This is a genomic window from Pseudomonas oleovorans subsp. oleovorans, from assembly GCF_002197815.1.
GTDB classification, from domain to species: domain Bacteria; phylum Pseudomonadota; class Gammaproteobacteria; order Pseudomonadales; family Pseudomonadaceae; genus Aquipseudomonas; species Aquipseudomonas oleovorans.
In genome coordinates this window covers 96,832-118,300 of sequence record NZ_NIUB01000012.1, presented here as the reverse complement: position 1 = coordinate 118,300, position 21,469 = coordinate 96,832, and the positions used below count along the sequence as shown (strand labels likewise).

Annotated in this window: 21 protein-coding genes, 1 other RNA gene and 2 pseudogenes; 8 read left to right on the top strand and 16 right to left on the bottom strand. The window is 63.7% G+C overall.

Annotation, left to right across the window (positions count from 1 at the left end; genetic code table 11):
* The first annotated feature begins 3 nt into the window (after positions 1-3).
* Positions 4-414, top strand: a complete 411-nt coding sequence (locus PSOLE_RS25030) for an RNA-dependent RNA polymerase family protein (protein ID WP_346244434.1) — start codon at positions 4-6, stop codon at positions 412-414.
* Positions 415-567: 153 nt separating this feature from the next.
* Here PSOLE_RS25030 and PSOLE_RS25025 read toward each other — a convergent pair whose 3' ends face one another.
* The 3 genes and pseudogenes from PSOLE_RS25025 to PSOLE_RS09635 form a co-directional block, all read right to left on the bottom strand.
* Positions 568-675, bottom strand: a complete 108-nt coding sequence (locus PSOLE_RS25025; RefSeq protein WP_307691528.1) for a DUF6538 domain-containing protein — start codon at positions 673-675, stop codon at positions 568-570.
* A gap of 143 nt (positions 676-818) precedes the next feature.
* An RNA gene (gene ffs / locus PSOLE_RS09640) (signal recognition particle sRNA small type) lies at positions 819-915 on the bottom strand.
* A gap of 83 nt (positions 916-998) precedes the next feature.
* Positions 999-2,609, bottom strand: a pseudogene (locus PSOLE_RS09635) (methyl-accepting chemotaxis protein).
* A gap of 282 nt (positions 2,610-2,891) precedes the next feature.
* Between PSOLE_RS09635 and PSOLE_RS09625 the strand changes: the two are divergent.
* On the top strand, positions 2,892-3,170 hold the full coding sequence (locus PSOLE_RS09625) for an HU family DNA-binding protein (RefSeq protein ID WP_072424786.1): 279 nt from the start codon (positions 2,892-2,894) through the stop codon (positions 3,168-3,170).
* 43 nt (positions 3,171-3,213) lie between these two features.
* Here PSOLE_RS09625 and PSOLE_RS09620 read toward each other — a convergent pair whose 3' ends face one another.
* The 9 genes and pseudogenes from PSOLE_RS09620 to PSOLE_RS09580 all read right to left on the bottom strand — a co-directional run bounded on the left by PSOLE_RS09620 (position 3,214) and on the right by PSOLE_RS09580 (position 10,756).
* Positions 3,214-3,507: a copper-binding protein gene (locus tag PSOLE_RS09620; RefSeq protein ID WP_074859533.1), complete on the bottom strand. Its 294-nt coding sequence runs from the start codon at positions 3,505-3,507 to the stop codon at positions 3,214-3,216.
* A gap of 19 nt (positions 3,508-3,526) precedes the next feature.
* A complete protein-coding gene (locus PSOLE_RS09615) occupies positions 3,527-4,021 on the bottom strand; it encodes a cupredoxin domain-containing protein (RefSeq protein ID WP_074859536.1) in 495 nt (164 codons plus the stop codon).
* Between the two features lie 51 nt (positions 4,022-4,072).
* Complete coding sequence (locus tag PSOLE_RS09610) at positions 4,073-5,485, bottom strand: multicopper oxidase family protein (RefSeq protein ID WP_074859539.1); 1,413 nt, start codon at positions 5,483-5,485, stop codon at positions 4,073-4,075.
* A gap of 16 nt (positions 5,486-5,501) precedes the next feature.
* Positions 5,502-6,902, bottom strand: coding sequence for a TolC family protein (locus PSOLE_RS09605; RefSeq protein WP_074859542.1), 1,401 nt, complete (start codon positions 6,900-6,902; stop codon positions 5,502-5,504).
* Positions 6,889-7,188 (bottom strand): hypothetical protein, encoded by a 300-nt coding sequence (locus PSOLE_RS09600; protein WP_003243744.1) that lies wholly within the window; start codon positions 7,186-7,188, stop codon positions 6,889-6,891. The genes PSOLE_RS09605 and PSOLE_RS09600 overlap by 14 nt, the downstream gene beginning before the upstream one ends.
* 74 nt (positions 7,189-7,262) lie before the next feature.
* On the bottom strand, positions 7,263-7,667 hold the full coding sequence (locus PSOLE_RS09595) for a hypothetical protein (RefSeq protein WP_074859545.1): 405 nt from the start codon (positions 7,665-7,667) through the stop codon (positions 7,263-7,265).
* A gap of 69 nt (positions 7,668-7,736) precedes the next feature.
* Positions 7,737-8,819 (bottom strand): annotated as a pseudogene (locus PSOLE_RS09590) (amino acid permease).
* 69 nt (positions 8,820-8,888) lie between these two features.
* Positions 8,889-9,491, bottom strand: coding sequence for a glutathione S-transferase family protein (locus tag PSOLE_RS09585; protein ID WP_003461047.1), 603 nt, complete (start codon positions 9,489-9,491; stop codon positions 8,889-8,891).
* A gap of 107 nt (positions 9,492-9,598) precedes the next feature.
* Positions 9,599-10,756: an aminotransferase-like domain-containing protein gene (locus PSOLE_RS09580; RefSeq protein WP_074859548.1), complete on the bottom strand. Its 1,158-nt coding sequence runs from the start codon at positions 10,754-10,756 to the stop codon at positions 9,599-9,601.
* Between the two features lie 83 nt (positions 10,757-10,839).
* Here PSOLE_RS09580 and PSOLE_RS09575 point away from each other — a divergent pair, with 83 nt between their 5' ends.
* From PSOLE_RS09575 to PSOLE_RS09560, 4 genes are all read left to right on the top strand, one after another.
* Positions 10,840-11,361 carry a MarR family winged helix-turn-helix transcriptional regulator gene (locus tag PSOLE_RS09575; protein ID WP_003461043.1) on the top strand — a complete coding sequence of 174 codons (522 nt, stop codon included), beginning with the start codon at positions 10,840-10,842 and terminating at the stop codon, positions 11,359-11,361.
* Positions 11,362-11,548: 187 nt separating this feature from the next.
* Positions 11,549-12,073 (top strand): RNA polymerase sigma factor, encoded by a 525-nt coding sequence (locus tag PSOLE_RS09570; protein WP_003461041.1) that lies wholly within the window; start codon positions 11,549-11,551, stop codon positions 12,071-12,073.
* The gene (locus PSOLE_RS09565) at positions 12,070-13,029 is read left to right on the top strand and encodes a FecR domain-containing protein (protein ID WP_074859551.1); all 960 of its coding nucleotides are present in this window, start codon (positions 12,070-12,072) and stop codon (positions 13,027-13,029) included. Before PSOLE_RS09570 ends, PSOLE_RS09565 begins: the two co-directional genes overlap by 4 nt.
* A gap of 80 nt (positions 13,030-13,109) precedes the next feature.
* Entirely contained in the window at positions 13,110-15,560 is a 2,451-nt protein-coding gene (locus PSOLE_RS09560; RefSeq protein ID WP_074859554.1) for a TonB-dependent siderophore receptor, read from the top strand.
* Positions 15,561-15,751: 191 nt separating this feature from the next.
* On the opposite strand, the gene PSOLE_RS09555 is transcribed toward PSOLE_RS09560, so the two are convergent.
* Positions 15,752-16,399 (bottom strand): hypothetical protein, encoded by a 648-nt coding sequence (locus tag PSOLE_RS09555; protein WP_003461036.1) that lies wholly within the window; start codon positions 16,397-16,399, stop codon positions 15,752-15,754.
* Positions 16,400-16,542: 143 nt separating this feature from the next.
* Between PSOLE_RS09555 and PSOLE_RS09550 the strand changes: the two genes are divergently transcribed.
* Both PSOLE_RS09550 and PSOLE_RS09545 read left to right on the top strand, forming a co-directional pair.
* Positions 16,543-17,154 (top strand): LysE family translocator, encoded by a 612-nt coding sequence (locus tag PSOLE_RS09550; RefSeq protein WP_039964706.1) that lies wholly within the window; start codon positions 16,543-16,545, stop codon positions 17,152-17,154.
* Complete coding sequence (locus PSOLE_RS09545; RefSeq protein WP_074859557.1) at positions 17,154-18,344, top strand: benzoate/H(+) symporter BenE family transporter; 1,191 nt, start codon at positions 17,154-17,156, stop codon at positions 18,342-18,344. Before PSOLE_RS09550 ends, PSOLE_RS09545 begins: the two co-directional genes overlap by 1 nt.
* An 87-nt stretch (positions 18,345-18,431) precedes the next feature.
* Here PSOLE_RS09545 and PSOLE_RS09540 read toward each other — a convergent pair whose 3' ends face one another.
* The 3 genes from PSOLE_RS09540 to pyrF form a co-directional block, all read right to left on the bottom strand.
* Positions 18,432-19,328, bottom strand: coding sequence for a bile acid:sodium symporter family protein (locus PSOLE_RS09540; protein WP_074859559.1), 897 nt, complete (start codon positions 19,326-19,328; stop codon positions 18,432-18,434).
* Between the two features lie 379 nt (positions 19,329-19,707).
* A complete protein-coding gene (locus PSOLE_RS09535; protein ID WP_074859562.1) occupies positions 19,708-20,469 on the bottom strand; it encodes an SDR family oxidoreductase in 762 nt (253 codons plus the stop codon).
* 218 nt (positions 20,470-20,687) lie between these two features.
* Positions 20,688-21,389, bottom strand: coding sequence for an orotidine-5'-phosphate decarboxylase (gene pyrF / locus PSOLE_RS09530; RefSeq protein WP_074859565.1), 702 nt, complete (start codon positions 21,387-21,389; stop codon positions 20,688-20,690).
* Between the last annotated feature and the right edge of the window lie 80 nt (positions 21,390-21,469).

Here is a 21,469-nt window from a genome sequence, read left to right as displayed (position 1 = left end):
AGCTTGGGTAAACCGGAAGCGTTTGACTTTCTGGGCTTCACACATTGTTGCAGCACCAACAGAAGCGGTGGTTTTCAAGTACTGCGACTGACGGACAAGAAGCGAATGCGTGCAACACTACTGGCCATTCGGGATGAGCTGAAACGTCGACGTCATGAACCCATCCGGGTTCAAGGGCAATGGCTCACTCGGGTGGTGAGTGGTTACCTCAATTACCACGCGGTGCCGGGAAACCTGATACGTCTTGGTGGTTTCCGTTCGGCGGTCTGCCGCCTCTGGCGGCAAGCCCTCAAACGTCGCAGCCAGCGTAACCGGCTCCAGTGGTCACGCTTTGGTCGTCTCGCAGACATCTACATACCGAAGCCCAGAATTGCACACCCCTATCCGGAGGAACGCTTCGCGTCACGAACCTGAGGCAGGAGCCGTATGCGGTAGTTCCGCACGTACGGATCTGTGCGGGGGGCGGCAGGTAACTGCCGTCCCTACCGCGACCCGCCTCCCAAGCACCACGTAGGGAGTCGAGGGATGGCCGAATGCTTGGAATGCCTGGGTGTAGAGCTGCTGAACCTACAGAAGCAATTCGCGCCCACGGATCAGCGCTTCGCGCTTGCAGCGTGTCTGCAGTGAACGGCGGATCTCGGAACAAGGGAAAAGCGGACGCAGAGCTCCAGGCACCACAATCCTGAAATAGAAGATCGAGTGTCGGGATAACCAGAGGTAAGAAGGGACGGAAGACACGGTGGATCACCCTATGGATCACTGGCGTGATCAGAGCGAAAAAACCGTTAGAAATCAAGTAGATACATCATGGAGGCGAACCCTGCCAGCCACACCCCGGCACACGATGTTCCCGCTGTGGCTGCTCCCTTCCGGGCCTGACCAGGTTCACGGGTAATCGTTGCGAGGGGACCGACAGGGCCCACCATAACGAAGCCCGTCATTGCGACGGGCCGCGCCATTGTAACGACTAAACGCAAACTTACAACTGCTTCAAACACTTAGACGCGGAAACGGCCCACCAACTGAGCCAGGCCATGGGACAGCTCGGACAGATGCTGGCTGGCCCGCGTGCTCTGCTCGGAGGTCTGTGCCGCCTCGTTGGACAGATCACGAATATCACTGATGTTGCGTGCGATCTCTTCGGTAACGCTGCTCTGCTCCTCGCACGCTGTGGCGATCTACGCGGCCATATCATTGATGCGCTGCACCGAATCACCGGTTACGCTCAACGCCTGATCCACGCCCGCCGCCTGCTCCACGCTCTGCCGTGCCCGCGCGCTGCCCGAATGGGTGGCCTTGACCGCGTTCTGCACACCGATCTGCAGACGCTCGATCATCTGCTGAGTATCCTTGGCGGACTCCTGAGTAAGCGCGGCCAACGCGCGCACTTCATCGGCTACCACAGCAAAACCACGGCCCTGCTCGCCTGCCCGCGCCGCCTCGATGGCAGCGTTTAGCTCCAGTAGGTTGGTTTGCTCGGCAATACCCTTGATCACCGCCAGTACGGCACCAATATTGGCGGTTTCCTGCTCCTAGGTCTGAATGGTAGTGGAGGCACTCTCCACTTCCTGTGTCAACTGGCGGATGGAGTGTATGGTGGCTCCCACCACCTCGGCTCCCTAACGCGACTGCACTTCGGCCTGGCGCGCCGCATCAGCGGCATTCTGCACATTGCGCGCCACCTCATGCACCGCTGCGCCCATCTCGGTTGCAGCCGTGCTGACCTGATCTACGGCCACATGCTCGCTACTGATGAGGCGGTCATTAGCGGTTGCCATTTCTGCCAGGCTTTGCGCTGAGTCGGCCACCTCCCCGGTGGCCCTGCCCACTTCCTTGATCAAGGGCTGCAACTTGTCGAGAAAGCGATTGAAGGCGTGACTGAGCTTACCCAACTCATCTCTGGACAGCACATCCAGACGCACCCGCAGATCACCATCCCCATCGGCAATCTGCTCGATGCGATGCAGCAGGCTGTGCAGCAGACGCGTAACCAGCAGCGGGAAGCCCACTATCAGCACCAGACACACCAGCAGGCCTATGGCGATCAGTAACCCCTGCTGCCAGACCAGCGCATCGCCACGTGCTATGGCATCGGTACCCACCGCATTGGCTGCGCCATCTTCCAACTCGCCAAGTTTGTCGATGGCGGTACGTGCCTATTCGAATTGGGCCTCACTGTCAGCAAAACTCAGTCGGCTGGCGCTCTCCGGGTCACTCGAACTCATTTCCAGCACACGCAGAGACGTTGCCTTCCAACGCTCATAGCCACGGTCAAACTCGGCCACCAGGGCAAGCGCCTCATTGCCGGGCTGCATGGCGGCGAACTTGTGCACACGGTCATACGCCTGCTGCAGATTTTCAGCATGGACAGCGCGCAACTGGTCGGCATACCGATGCGCACTCTCATCAAGCAAGCTGCGCTCGGAAACGAAAGCCTAATAGAGATCCCCGTCGGCATTGAGCAACAGGCTGACAGCTGGCAAATGGCGATTGGTCAGCGTCGTGCTGGACTCGGCAACCTGAGTGATGCCACGACCCCCCATCGCCACCAGCAGAATCGGCAGAGCAATCTTCCAGCGAAAACCAAGATCAGCGAATACACGCAACATGATGGCACTCCAGCATGACATTACCAGCAACTGCTTAGTCGAGCCTTGCCAGGCTGCTGCATACCCTGACAAATCGCAGCTGAACGCAGCGGACTGTGCCTGCCTGAATGCTTGCGATTTTCTACTCATGGGCTGGAACCACAGGGGCCGATGCGACACTAAGCCCTACCGGAAGGGCTTTCAGGACACTGCCGAGCCTTACCTTTTGTGCTAGCGTTCCCATGTTTTCGGCTGTGCGGCCCTGCCCGCGCCGAACCTCTCACCTGCAAACGGAGTTACATCATGGCAATCACCAAAGACCAACTGATCAGCGACCTGGCCGAGGCCGTATCCCTGCCCAAAGCCACTGTTCGCACCCTGATCGATCAGTTGGGTGAAATTGTCGGCGACGCACTGGAAAACGACGGTGAGATCACCCTGCCAGGCATCGGCAAGCTGAAGGTGAGCGAGCGCCCAGCGCGCACCGGCCGCAACCCGCAGACCGGCAAGAGCATCGAAATCGCTGCCAAGAAAGTGGTCAAGCTGGTACCTGCCAAGGCCCTGACCGACGGCCTGAACTGAGTGTTCGCCAGCCCAGGCGCAATGCCTGGGCCGGCTCTGCTGGCTACTCCATTACCTGCAGTTCGGTAACGATGTAACGGTTACCCTGCTGCTGCACTTGAAACTTCACCTTCTCTCCCGCTGAAACCCCTTCCAGCAGTTCCACGTTCTCAACCTCGAAGACCATGGTCATCGGCGGCATGCCAATGCTGGCGATGGGGCCGTGACGCAGGGTGATCTTCTGCGCGGCGGCGTCCACCTTGCGCACCTCGCCCTGGCTCAGCGGTGCGGGATCGGCAGCCTGCAACGGCAGACTGAACAGGGCGGCCAGCGCCGCGATTAGCAATGGTTTTTTCATGCGTGTTTCCTCTCGTAGGTCAGTCGGCCAGCACCTGAATGGTACCGACCATGCCGGCCTGGTAGTGGCCGGCGATCAGGCAGGCGAAATCGAATTCGCCGGCGCGGTTGAAGGTCCAGATCATCTCGCCGCTCTGCCCCGGCGCAACGTGAGCCATATAGGGCTCGTCGTGTTCCATGCCGGGAAAACGCAGCATTGCCTCGGCATGTTCATCCAGGGTTTCGCGGGTACCGATGACGAACTCGTGGAGGATCTTGCCGTCGTTGTAATGGACGAAACGAATGGTCTCGCCCTGCCGGACCTGCAGCCGATCCGGAGTGAAACGCATCTGATCGGTCATGCGGATCTCGATGGTGCGGTCGACCTCACCGGCATCACCGGCGATGCCCCAGGGCTTTTGCTCCTTGATCGTTGCGGCGGCCTGATGCCCCTTGTGCGTCTCGCTGTGGGCCAGCGCTGCCGGGCTGCCGAGCAGCCCGATCAGGGTCAGAACCAGTAACTGTGCTGTTTTCATCGGTGAATCCTCGCTTGCTGTGGGGACCGGGCCGCGTGGCGGCCCGCCCCGTTAATGCCCGGCATGACCGCCGGGCTTGCGTACCTGCACTTCCACCGGAGCCTCGAGCGGCTGCTTGAGTGGCATCGACTGGCCACCGCCATCGTGCGAGCGGCTCGGGCTGGCCAGTGCGCCCTTCCACTCATGGGCCACCGTTCCGGTCGGATGCTTGAACCAGCCCGGGTCGCGGTAGTCGCCGGCGGCCTGCTCCTTGCGCACCTTGAGCATGGTGAACATGCCGCCCATCTCCACCGAGCCGAACGGGCCGTCGCCGGTCATCATCGGCACGGTGTTGTCCGGCAGCGGCATCTGCATCTCCGCCATGTCAGCCATGCCGCGCTCGCCCATCACCATGTAGTCCGGCACCAGCTTGGCGATCTTGCGGGTCATGTCGCGGTGATCGACGCCGACCAGGGTCGGCACGTCGTGGCCCATGGCGTTCATGGTGTGGTGGCTCTTGTGGCAGTGCAGTGCCCAGTCGCCCTCCTCGTCGGCAATGAACTCGAGCTGGCGCATCTGCCCCACCGCCACGTCGGCGGTCACCTCCGGCCAGCGCGAGCCGACCGGGGTCGGCCCGCCGTCGGTGCCGGTGACCTCGAACTCGTGACCGTGCAGGTGGATCGGGTGGTTGGTCATGGTCAGGTTGCCGACGCGCAGGCGCACGCGCTCGCCCTGGCGCGCCACCAGCGGGTCGATGCCGGGGAACACGCGGCTGTTGAAGGTCCACAGGTTGAAATCGAGCATCTGCATGATCTTCGGCGTGTAGGCGCCCGGCTCGATGTCGTAGGCGCTGAGCAGGAAGCAGTAGTCGCGGTCGACCTCGGCGATCAATGGGTGATGCTCTCTGGGGTGAGTGACCCAGAACCCCATCATGCCCATGGCCATCTGCACCATCTCGTCGGCGTGCGGGTGGTACATGAAGGTGCCGGGGCGGCGGGCGACGAACTCGTAGACGAAGGTCTTGCCCACCGGAATCGCCGGCTGGGTCAGGCCCGCGACGCCGTCCATGCCATTGGGCAGACGCTGGCCGTGCCAGTGGATGCTGGTGTGCTCGGGCAGCTTGTTGGTGACGAAGATGCGCACCCGGTCGCCCTCCACCACCTCGATGGTCGGCCCCGGCGACTGGCCGTTGTAGCCCCACAGGTGGGCCTTGTAGCCGGGCGCCAGCTCGCGTACCACCGGCTCGGCGACCAGGTGGAACTCCTTGACGCCGTTGTTCATGCGCCACGGCAGGGTCCAGCCGTTGAGGGTGACCACCGGGTTGTAGGGCCGCCCGCTGCCCGGCTGCAGCGGCGGTTGGGTGTCGGCGCTGGCCTGCAGCACCGGCTCGGGCAGGGCCGCCATGGCCACCCGGCTGACCGCCGAAGTGGCCACCGCAGCGCCGATGGCGCCGGCCCCGAGAAAGAAATCGCGTCGTGAAACCATCTGGGAAATTCCTTGTTCAGTGGCCGGCGGCGGCCGGCTCGGCAGCCGCGGCAGGCGCCGCGCCGAGCGAGGGATTGGGGGCGCCCAAGAGGGCCATGTCGAGGTCGGCGCGCGCCAGCCAGAAGGCGCGCTGCGCCTGCAGGTAGCCATCCACTGCCTGCACCTGGCGGCGCGCATCTGCGAGCAGGTCGAAGGTGCTGATGAACATGCCGTTGTAACGCAGCAGGTTTTCCTCGGCGATGCGCTGACGCAGCGGCAGCACCTCGGTACGGTAGTGCTGCGCCAGCTCGAAGGCGTTGCGGTAGGCGTGATAGGCCTCGCGCACCTGCGAGCGGGCGTTGACCGCCGTCTCGGCGGCGCGGTTGAGCGCCTGGCGATACTGCGCCTCGGCCCGCGCCACCTTGGCCCCGCTCCAGTCGAACAGCGGCAGCTCGACGCTGATCTCGTAGCCGCGCTGGGTCGGTTCCTCGTTGGAGCGATTGTTGACCACGCCCAACTCCAGCACGTTGATGAAACGCGTGGTGCGGGTCAGGCCGAGGTTCTGCGCCAGGCGCTCGGCATCCAGGCGCACGGCCTGGATGTCCTGGCGCTGGTTCATGGCCAGGCGCTCCACGTCCGGCAACTCGTCCGCGGTTTTCGGCAGCGCCGGCAGGCGTTCGGGCAGGCGGTAGTCGAGCTGCTCGCCCCACAGGCCGAGCAGACGGGTCAGCTGCTCGCGGCTACGTACTCGCGCCTGTTCGGCCTGCAACAGGCCGATGCCGGCTTCGGCGTAGAAGTTCTGCTGCTCGGCCTGCTGCAGCTTGCTGAAGTTGCCCACTGCGGCCATGCGCCGGGCCAGATCGGCGCCGGCTTCGGCGGCGTCCAGCACCTGCCGTGCGTAGACCAGGCTCTCCTCGGCGGCGACCGCCTGGTACCAGGCCTTGCGCGTCTCGCTGGCCAGGTCGAACACCGCCAGGCTGGTCTGCCGCTGCAGCTGCTCGAAGCGCCGTCCTTCCAGGCGCGAGGTCAGCGGCAGGGCGATCAGCCGCGCCAGATTCAGGTGCAGGCCGCGCTCGTATTCGACCTCGCTGCCCTTTTCCAGACGGCCATAGGAGAAGCCGGGATTGGGCAGGCGCCCGGCCTGCACGCGCTCGGCCTCGCCGATGCCCAGCTCGTCGAAGGACGCCTGCAGACCACGGTTGTTGAGCAGCGCCAGCTGCACCGCGGCATCCAGGCTCAGGGGTTCGGCCAGCAACTCGGCGACGCGCGCCTCGATCTGCCCACGGCCGGCCTCGTCGCGCGCCCACAGCAGTTGCTTGTCCAGCTGGCGCTCGGCGCTTTGCTGCACCGGGTCGAAGCCGCCGTCCTGGCTGAAGCCGGCGCAGCCGGCCAGCAGCAGCGCGGCGCAGAGCAGTACGGCGGGTTTAATGATGGTCATGGCCACCTCCCTCGACGGGCTCGGCGCCCTGCTCGGCCGGCTGCTCCCAGCCTTCCATGCTGTAGGTACGCCAGCCGCCGATACGGCCGACCAGGTCGTTGGCCGCGCGCCAGTCCTGCAACGGCTCGTCGGCCTGGGCACGATAGTCTTGCAGAGGGGAACGGTAATCCTGCGCCGGCACAGCGGCGTTGGCGTCCAGCGGATCGGGCTGGGCCGCCATCAGGATGCCGGGCAGCGCCAGGGCAGCGATGCCCAGCAGCCTTCCGGCAAGGGAATGCAAAGTCATGATGTGTTCTCGCGTACGGCGGCCAGGCGGCCGCGTGAGCTACAGGCGCCGCAGGACGGCGCTACCTAAGGGGCTCAGGCGAGAGAAAGACGCGGGGGGCGTTCGGGCGTGTCGGCCACGCCGACGATAAGGCGGTCGGGCCAGGCTGTAGCCGGCTCGACGGTTTGCAGGGCAGAGTCGTTCAGAAACGGCTGGCTGGGCGCGGCGACACCGACGCAGAAGGCGCACAGGGTGCAGAGGCTGCCATCGCTGGGAGCATTGCTGCTGGCCACCGGGGCGGCGTCCTGATGCGCGCCATGTGCGCTGTCGGCCGCCATGTCGTGGTGCATGCCGTGCTCGACCTGCTGAGTCGAGCTCATCTGCAGAGCGCCGCTGCGATGCACCTGCTCGCACAACTGCATGCCGAGCGTCGCCATGGCCTGTGCCGGCAGGGCCAGCATCAGTATCCAGATCAGGGCGGTACGCAGGGATTTGCGCATAGGGGTCGCGAGGCCAGAGTCAGAGGGCGATGAGGCGGATTATCCGCGCGCTGGCCGCTTTGTCCAGCCCTACAGTGTCAGGTGACCGGCATACAGGCCATAGCCGGCCAGCACGGCGGTCAGCAATACGGCGGCGAAGATCGGCCATTCGTAGCGCGTGAACAGCACCTTCCCCTGCGCGCACTTGGCCTGGCGAAACAGCAACGCGCCCGACGCGCAGAGCAACGCCGACAGCATCAGGTACTTGACCCCGCCGGCATACAGCAGCCAGATCGCGTAGCCCACTGCCAGCAGGCCGATGGCCAGATCCTTGCGGCGCAGCCCGGCCAGGTCTTCATAGGTTTCGCTGCACAGCGCCAGCAACAGTGCATAGACCGCCGACCACAGGTAGGGCACCAGAATCATCGACGATGCCAGATAGATGAGCGACAAGTAGGTGCCCTGGGAAAACAGGGTGATCAGCAGGAACAGCTGGATCATACCGTTGGCCAGCCACAGCGCGTTGACCGGCACCTGATGGGCGCTTTCCCGGCGCAGGAAGGCCGGCATGGTGCCGTCCTTGGCACAGACGAAAAGGATTTCGGCGCACAGCAGCGCCCACTGCAACAGCGCACCGAGCAGCGACACCGCCAGGCCGACAATGACGATAAACAGCAGGATCGGCACCAGCTTGGCCACGGTGGTGATCAGGTTGATCAGCGCCGCCTCCTTGATACCGCGCAGCACCAGGACATGCACGCACCACAGCACCCCCGAGGCGCAGACGATGGCCAGTGGCGTGTTGCCCTGGCCGAAGGCCGGGACGAAATCCCCCTGGGTCGAGAACAGCAAGACGAAGTAGCCGACATTGCCCAGCCAGGCGCTGATCCAGTAACCCCAGGCCGAGGAAAAATCCATGTAATCGCCGAGTCCCGCCTTGGCGTAGACGTACACCCCGCCATCGAGCTGTGGCTTACGATTGGCCAGGTTCTGAAACACGAAGGCCAGCGCCAGCATGCCCACCGCGGTAATACCCCAGCCGATCAGCACGGCGCCGACGTCGGCCCGCGCGGCGATGTTCTACGGCAGCGAGAAGATCCCGCCACCGACCATCGAGCCCACCACCAGCGCGGTCAGCGACCCCAGGCCCAGCTTGCGGCTTCCTTGCGACATGGCGGCGCCCTCTTGCGGTTACCGCCAAACTCTAGTCGAGGCCGGCCGCCCTGCCAGCCTCGAAGGCACTCAACCCAGCATGGTCACATGACGTGGATGACTGGCGACGCGATCAAGCCAGGCGCGCACCGCTGGAAAGGCTTCGAGACTGAAGCCGCCCTCATGAGCCACGTGCGTGTAGGCATACAGGGCGATGTCGGCGATGGAGTAATGCTCGCCAACCAGATAGGGCGTGCGTTCGAGCTGCTTCTCCATCACCTTCAGGGCCTTGTAGCCGAGCTTCAGGCAGCGCGCGTGCTCCTCGCGGCGTTCCTCAGGCATGCCCTGGTAGAGCTGGATGAAACGCGCCACCGCAACGTAGGGCTCGTGACTGTACTGCTCGAAGAACTGCCACTGCAGCACCTGGGTGCGCAAGCGCGGCTCGGTCGGCAGAAACTCGCTGCCATCGGCGAGGAGGTTGAGGATGGCGTTGGACTCCCACAGACAGGTACCGTCTTCCAGTTCCAGCACCGGGATCTTGCCGTTGGGGTTCTTGGCCAGAAAGGCTTCGCTCTGTGTCTCGCCCTTGAGGATATCAATGGGAATCCACTGGTACTCCTTGTCCTGCAGATGCAGCATCAGCTTGACCTTGTAGCAGTTACCCGAGCGGTAATCGCCGTAGACCATGAACATTGCGTTGCCCTCCCCGTATTTCCTTCTTTTACCTGTAGGAGCCGGCTTGCCGGCGATCCGTCTTAGCAAGCGCATTGCCAGCAAGCCGGCTCCTACGCTACAAGCTTCTACTTCGCCTGTGCCTCTTGAATTACCGTCGCCAACCGGCGCAGCCCCTCGCTCAGGCGCTCCGGCGCCACGTGGCTGAAATTCAGTCGCAGGTGGCCTGGGTTGGCGTCCGGATCGATGAAGAACGGCTCGCCCGGCATAAAGGCGACGTTCTGCGCCAGCGCCGCGTCGAGCAGCGTGCGGGTGTCGAGCGGCTGCTTGAGGGTCAGCCAGAAGAACAGGCCACCCTGAGGGATTTCCCACTCGGCCAGGTCGGCGAAGTGCTCCAGCAGCGCGGCCTGCATGGCGTCGCGGCGAATGCGGTAGAAATCGCGCAGCTCGGCCAGGTGGCCGCGGTACTGCTCGCTGCCCAGCCACTGCAGCGCCTGCCACTGACCGATGCGGTTAGTGTGCAGGTCAGCCGACTGCTTCAGACGCAGCAGGTGCGGATACAGGTCCTTGGTGGCGATCAGGTAGCCGACACGCAGGCCCGGCAGTAGCGTCTTGGAAACGGTACCGGTGTAGATCCAGCTGGCCTGCTTGAGGCGGCTGACGATGGGCGTGGCGCTACCGGCATCGAACACCAGCTCGCGGTACGGCTCGTCCTCGATCAGGGTCACGCCGAACTCGTCGAGCAGGGCCGCCACGGCTTCACGCTTGGCTTCGCTGTAACGGGTGCCGGACGGGTTCTGGAAGGTCGGGATCAGGTAGGCGAAAGCCGGCTTGTGATTCTCCAGACGCTGACGCAGAGCCGCCAGTTCGGGGCCGTCGGCCTCCTGCGGTACGCTGATGCAGTCGGCACCGAACAGTTGAAAGGCCTGCAGGGCAGCCAGGTAAGTCGGCGCTTCGAGCAGCACTTCGGCGCCCGGATCGATGAACAGCTTGGAGGCCAGGTCCAGTGTCTGCTGCGAGCCGCTGACGATCAGCACCTGGCTGGCATCGCAAGGCACGCCCAACGCCCGTGCTTCGGCGGCGATGGCTTCACGCAAGGCTGGCTCGCCTTCGCTCATGCCGTACTGACCCATGCTCGCCGGCATCTCGGCCCAGTCCACCTTTGGCAGCATCGGTTCGGCCGGCAGACCGCCAGCGAACGACATCACTTCCGAACGCTGCGCCGCGGCAAGAATTTCACGAATCAGGGAGCTTTTCAGGCGGGCGATGCGTTCGGAGAAGGCCATGGAATGTCCTGGGGTGCAAAAGTTATTGGAATTAAGTCAAACTGCTTGACCGAAACTACGCCTCCAACCAGAGATACGTCAATATGACTGACCTAAAAAATTTCTCCGAGAAATTTTTGACGTCGCCCGCCGAGGGCACGCAGGCCGGCCGTCACGGCGCGCAGCTGATCAAGAACAGCACAGCTCAGCAGGCCGCCATGGAGGCTTTCTTCTTCGGCTATCAGGCTTTCACCGCCAAGCCGGACGAAATGCTGGCCAAGCGCGGGTTGTCACGCGTGCACCACCGCATTCTGTTCTTCATCGCCAAGTACCCGGGCCTGAACATGACCGAGCTGCTGGGTTACCTGGGGGTGAGCAAACAGGCGCTGAACATGCCGTTGCGCCAGTTGATCGAGATGGACCTGGTGCAGAGCGAAGCTGCCGCGGACGACAAGCGCAAGCGTGTGCTGGGTTTCACCGCCGAGGGCGCCAAGCTGGAACAGGCCCTGCGCCGCGAGCAGGCGCGCCTGCTGCAACGCGTGTTCGGCGAGATGGGTGAAGAGGCCGTGCAAGGCTGGCTGGCCGTCAATCACGCCCTGGCACGCAGCCGCCAGGAACGCACCTGAGCATCGTCGTCACGCCCCCGTAGCTCGCGAACCCCTTTGTTCGCGAGCAGAGCTCGCTCCTACCGATTCAGCCTGCCTTTCCACTCCCCCACACCACCGGTCATACCACGCCAACGCGTGATTGCACCCTGACACGACCTCTGCAATCATATGCGAATCATTATCACCTTAACTTAGATCTCGCGAGGTGCGCGTGTCGGTTCAGGATTCCAGCAACCAACAGCTGGTCGGTCTGCTTTATCGCGATCACCGTGATTGGCTGTTCGGCTGGCTGCGCAAAAGCCTGAATTGCGCGCAGCGCGCCGAAGACCTGAGCCAGGACACCTTCGTCCGCCTGCTCGGTCGCGCTGACCTGCATAGCCCACGCGAACCCAGAGCCCTGCTCACCACCATCGCCAAGGGATTGCTTGTCGACCAGTTCCGCCGCAACGCGCTGGAGCGCGCCTACCTGGAAGCGCTCGCGCAAGCTCCAGAAGCAGTGCAGCCCAGCCCGGAAGAACAAACCCTGGCATTGGAGCAACTGGCCGAGATTGACCGCCTGCTCGGCCAGCTGTCGAGCAAGGCACGCGCGGCGTTTCTCTATAACCGCCTGGATGGCCTAGGCCACGCCGAGATCGCCGAGCGGCTTGGTGTGTCGCCGTCCCGCGTGCGCCAGTACCTCGCCCAGGGCCTGCGCCAGTGCTACGTCGCGCTTTACGGAGCGCCGCAATGAGCCATGTCTCGGCTCGCGTGCTCGATGAGGCCATCGCCTGGCAGCTGTGTCTGGACTCTGGCGAAGCCAGCGAGCAGCAACGCCATGACTTCGCCGACTGGCTGGCCGCTCACCCGGAGCATGGCCTGGTCTGGCAACGCCTGGGCGGCATCGACCAGCAGCTTTCTGCCGCCAGCGCGCCGATGGCGCGACGCGCCCTGTTGCAGAGCAGCGTCAGCCGTCGCCGCAGCCTGCGCCGCCTTGGTGGTAGCGCCCTGGGTCTGCTGCTGGCCACGGGCGTAACGCTGGTATTGCTGGCCCAGCAGCGCCCGCTGGGCGATTACCTCGCCGACTACCATACCGCCAGTGGAGAGCAGCGCGACCTGCTGCTCGCCGACCGCAGCCAGGTACGCCTCAACAGCCGCAGTGCGCTGGATATCGAATTCGACGACAACGAACGGCGCCTGCACCTGCGCAGCGGCGAAATTCTGGTTCAGACCGCCAAGGGCGATACCCGCCCGTTCATCGTCGAGACGGAGCAGGGACGACTACGTGCGTTGGGGACGCGCTTTTTGGTCCGGCGCGAAGGGACTGCGACCGAATTGATCGTGCTGCAGTCGGCAGTCGCCGCCAGGCCGCTGGCCAGTTCACAGGAACGCATTATCCACAGCGGCGAACAGGTGCGCATGGACAGCCAGCACCTCAGCGCAAGCCACCCTGCCCCCATCGGCGCCGACGCCTGGAGCCGCGGCATGCTGGTGGCGGACAACCTGCCCCTGCAGCGCCTGATCGATCAGCTCGGCGAATACCGCAGCGGTTACCTGAGCCTCGATCCGAGCCTGGCCGATCTGCGCATCAGCGGCAGCTTCCCATTGCACGACAGCGACAAGGCACTGGCCGCTGTCGCACTGAGCCTGCCGGCGCGCACCGAGCAACTGAGCCCCTGGTGGACCCGCGTGCTACCGGCGGAAAAATAATTTTCCCCGCCCCTGTCACTTTTCCTTCCTGCTTCGGCAAAAGGGCATTGAGATACATTAACTCTTAGGAGACGTTCGCAATGTCCTTCCGCCCTGCCCCGTTCCGCCACACGCTGCTGGCCCTGACCATTGCCTTTGCCGGCCATACCGGGCTGGCCCACGCTGAGGTTTACCAACTGCCCGCCGGCCCTCTGGCGACCACGCTCAACCAGATCGCCAGCCAGGCCGGCGTGACCCTGAGCATCGACCCGGCCCTGACCGCGGGCAAGAACTCGGCACCGGTCAACGGCGACTACGAAGCCATCGAAGCCCTCAATCAGGCGCTGCGTGGCACCGGCCTGCAGCTGCAAGGCGGCAACGGCGGCGCCTACAGCCTGGCCCCTGCGGCAGAAGCAGCGATGGCACTGCCGGATGTGACCGTGACCGCCAGCGAACAGGCCGCCGAGACCGCCTGGGGCCCAACCCGTGGTTACCTGGCCAACCGCACCGCGACCGGCACCAAGACCGACACGCCGCTGCTGGAAACCCCACGCTCGATCTCCGTCGCCACCCGCGAGCAGATGCAGGACCGCAAGGTGCAGAACCTCGATGACGCCGTGCGCTATATGCCGGGTGTCATCGCCAGCAGCTACGGCAGCGACAGCCGCGCCGACTGGATGAAGATCCGCGGTTTCGAACCGATCCAGATGCTCGACGGCCTGCCACTGCCCAAGGGCAGCTACGCCATGCCCAAACTGGAAACCTGGAACTTGGAGCGCGTCGCCGTGCTGCGCGGCCCGGCCTCGGCAGTGTATGGCCAGACCCCGCCCGGCGGCCTGGTGGATGCCGTCAGCCGCCGTCCGCAGGCCGAAAGCAGCCATGAAGTGCAGGTGCAAGTCGGTAACTACAACCACAAGCAGATCAGCTTCGACAGCACCGGCAGGATCGACGATGAAGGTCGCTTTCTCTACCGTTTCAGCGGTACCGGGCGTGACAGTGGCACCGTTATCGAGCATATGGACGACCAGCGTTTCAACCTGGCACCCAGCCTGACCTGGAATATTGCCGACGACAGCAAACTGACCTTCCTCGGCCAGTTCAACCGTGACGATACCGGCGGCACCAGCCAGTTCCTGCCACTGCAAGGCACCAAATTGAGCCCCCCAGCCGGCAAGGTCGACTACAACAAGAACCTTGGCGACCCTGACTGGGAGTTCTACGACAAGACCTTCTATGCACTGGGTTATGCCTTCGAGCACCGCATCAACGATACCTGGCAGTTCAATCAGAATCTGCGCTACAGCAAGCTAGAACTGGATAACCAGATCATCACGGCCGGTGGTACAGCATTCTCTGTAGCGCCCGACGGCACAGTTGATCGTGGCGCTAATATCTATGATGAAAACATCAGCCACTTCGCCGTGGACAACAACTTCCAGGCCGATTTCAACACCGGTGCAATCGGGCACACCCTGCTGCTGGGCCTCGACTACCTACGAGTGAATACTGATTACCGCTGGCAGTTCGGTGGTTCCTACCTTTATGACAATAACTGGAACATCATTGGAATCAACGTTCCTCCGAGCAACATTAACAACCCACGCTACGGCCAAGACTTCAGTGGCGTTACCTATAGCGATCTCCAGAACTACAGCCAGAAACGCAGAAACACCGGCCTCTATCTGCAAGACCAGATGGCACTCGACGCCTGGCGCCTGACCCTGGGCGGCCGATGGGACCGTCTGGACACCGATTCGGTGTTCCACAACGCCAACGATGCCAAGGACAGCCGTCGCGACAGCCAGTTCAGCGGCAATGCGGCGCTGAGCTACGTGTTCGACTCCGGTTTCACGCCCTATGTGTCCTACGCTGAATCCTTCCAGGCCGAAGCGGGCGGCAACGGCGGCGCGGCGTTCAAACCCAGCACCGGCAAGCAGTACGAACTGGGTATCAAGTATCAACCGCCGGGTAGCGACATGCTGTTCACCGCCGCTGTCTATGACCTCACGCGGCAGAACATCGTGACCACCAACATCGCCGGCGCCACCGAGCCGGTCAGCGAGGTAGAAGTCCGCGGCCTGGAGCTGGAAGCCACCGGCAATATCACCGAGAACCTCAGCCTGACCGCCTCCTACAGCTACACCAACAGCAAGATGACCGAGGTCGGTGACACGCGCGACAAGAACCGCGCCCTGCCACTGATCCCCGAGCATCAGGCGTCGATCTGGGCCGACTATGACTGGAGTCAGGGTGTGCTGGCGGGCTTCGGCGTCGGCTTTGGCGCCCGCTTCGTCGGTTCCACCGACAACATCTCTGTCGGTAGCATGGGCTTCGTACGTGATCCTTCCGACGGCCACAGCAGCGCCTATACCGTCTACGACGCGGCAGTGCGCTACGATCTTGGCCAGATCGACGCCAGCCTGCGTGGCGCCAGCGTATCGCTCAACGCCAACAACCTGTTCGACAAGGAATACCTGGCCACCTGCGATGGTTTCTACTGCTACGCCGGCGACCCACGCCGAGTCACGGCCAGCCTCGACTACAAATGGTGACCACCCGAAGGGCTAATGCCTGTCAGTCAATCGTAGAAAAATGACTGTGTAGGAGCCAGCTTGCTGGCGATCAAGCGTCTCGGCGAGCACCAGCCTCACAGAGGCAAAGCATCGCCGGCAAGCCGGCTCCTACAGGTCTGTAGCGCTGCCCGCGCGGTGATGACCAGGCGGCTCTTGCCGTTTGGACGCAGTCACTGCGCAACCCCCTGCAACTCGGCAGCGCCCTTGAAGAACACCAGCATCAGCGCCACGCCGGCCCCAAGCAACGGCAGCAACGCCACCAGCATCAACAGCACGCTGGCCAGCATCAGTCCGCCGACGATATCGAGCCAGGCCATCACTTTCAGCGCCGGATAGGGACTTTGCAGCTTGAGCAACCGTATCCCCAGCCAGGTGGTGCATATGCCCATAAGACACAACAGCGCCACATAGCCGATGGTCTGCCAGTCCAATCCGGCGAACAGTTGGTCACCGAAAAGCATGTCCACTGCCTCCAGCAGCAGCGTCACCGCAAGCAGCAACCAGATCGGTACGCTGAGGTTGCGCGCAAAAAAACGGGCTTCGGCAAAGGCTTTGAAGCGCAGCAGCAGGTAGCAGCCGAGTAACGCCAGCGCCAGGCTAAGCCAACCGGTGTAGGTAAACAGCAGTTCAGCTTCATCCGCCTCCAGCAGGCCCCCGGCAAATGCAAGCCCGACCACCAGCGCGTTGGCTACCACCGAGACCAGCGCCAGCCAGCCCAGCACCTGCAGTTGCCTGGCGCTCCAACCTGGCAACGACTGTACGCCCGCGCTGTCGAGCAACTCCACCTGCGGCGCACTGTAGGGATTGTCTGGTTGCATCACCTTTATCCTTGTTCGGCAAAAAGCCGAGGCTAACCATCCAGGCAGCGCTTGGCCAGACTGTACGGTTCAACCCAGCGGTGGCTGTACCGCGACGCCACGGCAGCCGCGCAATAGGCTTTGCCAGTCACCGGAGAACGATCATGTCCACCGAACTGCTGCTCGCCTTCATCGCCTTCGCTTTCGTCACCTCGGTGACGCCCGGCCCCAACAATATGATGTTGCTCGCCTCCGGGGTGAACTTCGGCGTGCGCCGCAGCATTCCGCACATGCTCGGCATCAGCCTGGGCTTCATGCTGCTGGTGGCTGCCGTGGGCCTGGGCCTAGGCCAGGTGTTCCAACGTCTGCCGGTGCTGCATGACGTACTGCGCTATGTCGGCGCCGCGTATCTGCTTTATCTCGCGTGGAAGATCGCCCAGTCCGGCGCGCCGCAAAGCCGTGAGAATCCCGAGGCCAAGCCGTTTACCTTTCTCCAGGCGGCTGCTTTCCAGTGGGTAAACCCCAAGGCGTGGATCATGGCCATCGGCGCTATCACTACCTATACGCCGCAGGATGGCTTCTTCAGCAACGTGCTGTTGATCGCCGCCCTTTTTGCCCTGGTCAACTGCCCCAGCGTGGGATTGTGGACCGTCGCCGGCAGTATGCTGCGCAAGTGGTTGGACAACCCGCGCGCGCTGCGCGCCTTCAATATCGGCATGGCGCTGCTGCTGGTCGCCTCGCTCTACCCCATCATCGTCGACACTGGAATGTTCTGATGCAAGACGCCGCCCCCACTCGTCTGCGCCCACTGGCGGACACCTCCACCTCGGCCGTGGTCGCCGGCTTCATCGCCATGCTCACCGGCTACACCAGCTCGCTGGTGCTGATGTTCCAGGCCGGCCAGGCCGCCGGCCTGAGCAGCGGGCAGATTTCCTCGTGGATCTGGGCGCTGTCGATCGGCATGGCGCTGTGCTGCATCGTGCTCTCGCTGCGTTATCGCGCGCCGGTGATGATCGCCTGGTCCACCCCTGGCGCTGCGCTGCTGATCACCAGTCTGCCGCAGGTCTCCTATGGCGAGGCTATTGGCGCCTACATCCTGGCCTCAGGGCTGATCGTGCTGATCGGCCTGACCGGCACCTTCGACCGTCTGATACGGCGCATCCCCGCCTCCATCGCCGCCGCGCTGCTGGCCGGTGTGCTGTTCAAGATCGGCCTGGAAATATGCGTGGCAGCCGAGCAACAGCCCTTTCTGGTGATCGCCATGCTGCTTGCCTACCTGCTCGGCAAGCGCCTGTGGCCGCGTTACTCGGTGCTGTCTGCGCTGATCGTCGGCAGCGTGCTGGCAGCGGTCTTAGGCCTGCTGGACTTCAGCGATTTCCAGTTGCAACTGGCCACGCCTGAATGGACCACACCTAGCTTCTCGCTGGCCGCCGCCATCAGCATCGGCATCCCACTGTTCATCGTCGCCATGGCCTCGCAGAACCTGACGGGCATGGCGGTGCTGCGCGCCAATGGCTATGACGTACCAGCCTCGCCGCTGCTGACCAGTACCGGCCTGGTGTCGATCCTGATGGCGCCGTTCGGCAGTCACGGCATTCACATGGCCGCCATCAGCGCCGCCATCTGCGCCGGGCCGGAAGCCCATGAAGACCCGCGCAAGCGCTACACGGCGGCGGTCTGGTGCGGAGTGTTCTACGCCATCGCCGGCATCTTCGGCGCCACCCTGGCCTCGCTGTTCGCGGCGCTGCCAGCGGCGTTGATCCTGTCCATCGCCGCACTGGCCTTGTTCGCCTCGATCATCGGCGGCCTGACCCAGGCCATGAGCGAACCCAATGAACGCGAAGCAGCGCTGATCACCTTCCTGGTCACCGCCTCGGGCATGACCCTGGCCGGCGTAGGCTCGGCGTTCTGGGGCATCGTCGCCGGCCTGCTGACCCTGGCCGTGCTGAACTGGGGCAAGCGCTAACTCCGATGCAATCCGGGCTACGAGCGGCAGGGTGCACCGTGCGCACCACTGGATAACAGCGTGTTCAAGCGGTGCGCATGGCGCACCCTACTGTTCAGCCACCGTTTCGTGAGCCAGCTCGGCGCCGTGCATACGGTTGACCCACAACCCGAACAGCGCTGCGGTGATGAACATGATCAGACTGTAGATGGCTGCCGGAATGGCCATGGTCGGGTTGTTCAGCAGCGCCGGGCTCAGCGCCAGGGCGATGGCCAGGGTGCCGTTGTGGATGCCGATCTCCATGGCGATGGCGATGGCCTGACGCAGATTGAGCTTGAGCAGCCTGGGCACGCAGTAGCCCACCGCCATGCTCAGCAGGTTGAAGGCCAGCGCCGCGCCGCCCACCGCAGGCGCGTAATCGACAAAGGTGCGCCAGTCCTTGGCCACCGCCAGCAGGATGATCAGCAGCAGGAACAGCGCCGAGATGATCTTAACCGGCTTCTGCATGCGCTCGGCAAAGCCCGGAAAACGACTGCGCAGCCACATGCCGATGGCCACCGGACCAAGAACGATCGCGAATACCTGCACCACCTTGGCGAACTGCAGCGGGATAGCCTGATCGGCGGACATGAAGTAGGCCAGCGACAGGTTGACGATCAGCGGCATGGTCAGAATCGCGATCACCGAATTGACCGCGGTGAGGGTGATGTTCAACGCCACGTCGCCATGGGCCAGGTGGCTGTAGAGGTTGGCCGTAGTTCCGCCCGGCGAGGCTGCCAGCAGCATCAGGCCTACGGCCAGCGCCGGCGCCAGGCCGAACGCTTTGGCCAGGAAGAAGCACGCCAGCGGCAGCAACAGCAGTTGGCAAGCCAGACCGATCAATACCGGTTTGGGAAATTTGGCCACGCGGGCGAAATCGCCCAGGCTCAGTGACAGGCCAAGCCCGAGCATGATGATGCCCAGCGCAGCGGGAAGGAAAAACGTCAGCAAGGGATCGGCGGTCATTATTGTTATCGCTCCAGTTGAACCTGGCAGGATTGTGCTGAGTCAGGGCCACTGCTGGCAGTGGCCCTGCGAGCCAACCTTAGCCAACGTGCAGACGACCGGGCTAGGGTCTGTTGCCGTTTCGCGCACGGCCGCGACGGAGCCAGTTTTTGCGTGGGGCTAGGCGCGAGACGCGAAGTTTGGTCGCCCAAATGAGCCGTCGAGTAACGACGTACCACGCAAAAACTGGCCCGTCCCTTCGGGTTGCGCGGCAAATTGCGCCATGCGTCGTTGCGGGATTTGGCAAGGGAACGACCATTACCTGCATCCCGCGCCTCGCGTGGCGCAATTTGGCGCAGCAACGCGGCTCGCGTCGAAACGGCAACAGACCCTAGAGCCTTTATATTGCTGTGGCCCCGCCATCCACGGCCAATGCCTGACCCGTGGTGAATGCCGCGTGGTCGCTGCACAGATAGAGCACGGCAGCCGCGATCTCCTCGACCTTGCCGATGCGCCCGACCGGGTGCATGGCGGCGGCGAACTCCGCCTTCTTCGGATCCGCCTCATAGGCGCGGCGGAACATGTCGGTGTCGATCACCGCCGGGCAAACCGCGTTTACCCGCACCTTCTTCTTGGCGTACTCGATCGCCGCCGATTTGGTCAGGCCGATCACCGCATGCTTGGAGGCAGCGTAGATGCTCATCTTCGGTGCGGCACCCAGCCCGGCCACCGAGGCGGTGTTGACGATGGCACCACCGCCCTGGGCCAGCAGCAAGGGGATCTGGTGCTTCATACACAGCCACACACCCTTGACGTTGACGCCCATGATGGCGTCGAACTCGGCTTCGCTACCGTCGGCCAACTTGCCCTGTTCGATCTCGATACCGGCGTTGTTGAAGGCATAGTCCAGGCGGCCGTACTGCGCCACGGTGGCGTCCATCAGCGCCTTGACTTCGGCATCGCGGGTCACGTCGCAACGCACGAAGCAGGCCTCGCCGCCGGCCGCACGAATCAGCTCGACAGTGCCCTCGCCACCGGCCACGTCGACATCGGAAACCACCACCTTGAGCCCTTCGGCAGCGAAGGCCTGGGCGGTGGCACGGCCAATACCGGCTGCAGCACCGGTGACCAGGGCGACCTGGCCGGAGAACGTCATGCTCATGTCTGCTTCCTCGCAGCGATTCTTGTTGAATTGGCGAGGAGTCTAGCCAGGCGGCCGCGCGCAGAGCAGTACTATCAGACTCTGGAGTGCTGGGTCATGCAGGGCGCTGATGACGACTCCACCAGCGCGGTGCCGCGATCAGCGGGTAGCCCGGATGAAATCCGGGACAGATCGGACGGCATGCCAGACCGCCCCGGATTTCATCCGGGCTACAGGGCTCAGGCGCGCAGCTCGGCTACTACGGCAGCCAGCGCCTGCGCCGGATCGGCAGCCTGGCTGATCGGGCGGCCGATCACCAGATAATCGGAGCCGGCCTCCAGTGCCTGGCGTGGGGTGAGAATGCGCTTCTGGTCATCGGCACTGCTGCCGGCGGGACGAATACCCGGGGTCACCAGTTGCAGGCGCGGCTGCGCGACCTTCAGCGCCTGCGCTTCCTGCGCCGAGCAGACCAGGCCATCGAGCCCGGCATCGGCAGCCAGACCGGCCAGGCGCAGTACCTGCTCCTGTGGCGGTACGTCCAGGCCGATGCCGGCCAGATCCTGCTGCTCCATGCTGGTCAGCACCGTTACGCCGATCAGCAGCGGCTTGGCGCCTGCCAGCTTGTCCAGCTCGTTACGACAGGCCGCCATCATGCCCAGGCCGCCAGAGCAATGCACATTGACCATCCACACGCCCAGTTCCGCAGCGGCCTTGACCGCCATCGCCGTGGTGTTGGGGATGTCGTGGAATTTCAGATCGAGGAACAGCTCGAAACCCTTGGCCCGCAACGCCTCGACCACTTGTGGGCCGCTACGGGTGAACAGCTCCTTGCCGACCTTGACCCGACACAGCGCCGGATCGAGCTGATCGGCCAGCGCCAGAGCAGCATCACGGCAGGGAAAGTCGAGGGCGACGATGATCGGGGTTTGGCAGACAGGCATGGCGGGTCTCGAACAGGATAAAAACGCCGCGCATTGTAGCGCAAAGCATCCTGGCACTGGTCGCGGTTAAAACTCCTCCC

What these genes read in the sequence shown, in the direction of transcription:
- PSOLE_RS09625 (WP_072424786.1), top strand. Translation starts at nt 2,892, where the DNA reads ATGGCAATCACCAAAGACCAACTGATCAGCGACCTGGCCGAGGCCGTA.
- PSOLE_RS09620 (WP_074859533.1), bottom strand. Translation starts at nt 3,507, where the DNA reads ATGAAAAAACCATTGCTAATCGCGGCGCTGGCCGCCCTGTTCAGTCTG.
- PSOLE_RS09615 (WP_074859536.1), bottom strand. Translation starts at nt 4,021, where the DNA reads ATGAAAACAGCACAGTTACTGGTTCTGACCCTGATCGGGCTGCTCGGC.
- PSOLE_RS09610 (WP_074859539.1), bottom strand. Translation starts at nt 5,485, where the DNA reads ATGGTTTCACGACGCGATTTCTTTCTCGGGGCCGGCGCCATCGGCGCT.
- PSOLE_RS09605 (WP_074859542.1), bottom strand. Translation starts at nt 6,902, where the DNA reads ATGACCATCATTAAACCCGCCGTACTGCTCTGCGCCGCGCTGCTGCTG.
- PSOLE_RS09600 (WP_003243744.1), bottom strand. Translation starts at nt 7,188, where the DNA reads ATGACTTTGCATTCCCTTGCCGGAAGGCTGCTGGGCATCGCTGCCCTG.
- PSOLE_RS09595 (WP_074859545.1), bottom strand. Translation starts at nt 7,667, where the DNA reads ATGCGCAAATCCCTGCGTACCGCCCTGATCTGGATACTGATGCTGGCC.
- PSOLE_RS09585 (WP_003461047.1), bottom strand. Translation starts at nt 9,491, where the DNA reads ATGTTCATGGTCTACGGCGATTACCGCTCGGGTAACTGCTACAAGGTC.
- PSOLE_RS09580 (WP_074859548.1), bottom strand. Translation starts at nt 10,756, where the DNA reads ATGGCCTTCTCCGAACGCATCGCCCGCCTGAAAAGCTCCCTGATTCGT.
- PSOLE_RS09575 (WP_003461043.1), top strand. Translation starts at nt 10,840, where the DNA reads ATGACTGACCTAAAAAATTTCTCCGAGAAATTTTTGACGTCGCCCGCC.
- PSOLE_RS09565 (WP_074859551.1), top strand. Translation starts at nt 12,070, where the DNA reads ATGAGCCATGTCTCGGCTCGCGTGCTCGATGAGGCCATCGCCTGGCAG.
- PSOLE_RS09560 (WP_074859554.1), top strand. Translation starts at nt 13,110, where the DNA reads ATGTCCTTCCGCCCTGCCCCGTTCCGCCACACGCTGCTGGCCCTGACC.
- PSOLE_RS09555 (WP_003461036.1), bottom strand. Translation starts at nt 16,399, where the DNA reads ATGCAACCAGACAATCCCTACAGTGCGCCGCAGGTGGAGTTGCTCGAC.
- PSOLE_RS09550 (WP_039964706.1), top strand. Translation starts at nt 16,543, where the DNA reads ATGTCCACCGAACTGCTGCTCGCCTTCATCGCCTTCGCTTTCGTCACC.
- PSOLE_RS09545 (WP_074859557.1), top strand. Translation starts at nt 17,154, where the DNA reads ATGCAAGACGCCGCCCCCACTCGTCTGCGCCCACTGGCGGACACCTCC.
- PSOLE_RS09540 (WP_074859559.1), bottom strand. Translation starts at nt 19,328, where the DNA reads ATGACCGCCGATCCCTTGCTGACGTTTTTCCTTCCCGCTGCGCTGGGC.
- PSOLE_RS09535 (WP_074859562.1), bottom strand. Translation starts at nt 20,469, where the DNA reads ATGAGCATGACGTTCTCCGGCCAGGTCGCCCTGGTCACCGGTGCTGCA.
- pyrF (WP_074859565.1), bottom strand. Translation starts at nt 21,389, where the DNA reads ATGCCTGTCTGCCAAACCCCGATCATCGTCGCCCTCGACTTTCCCTGC.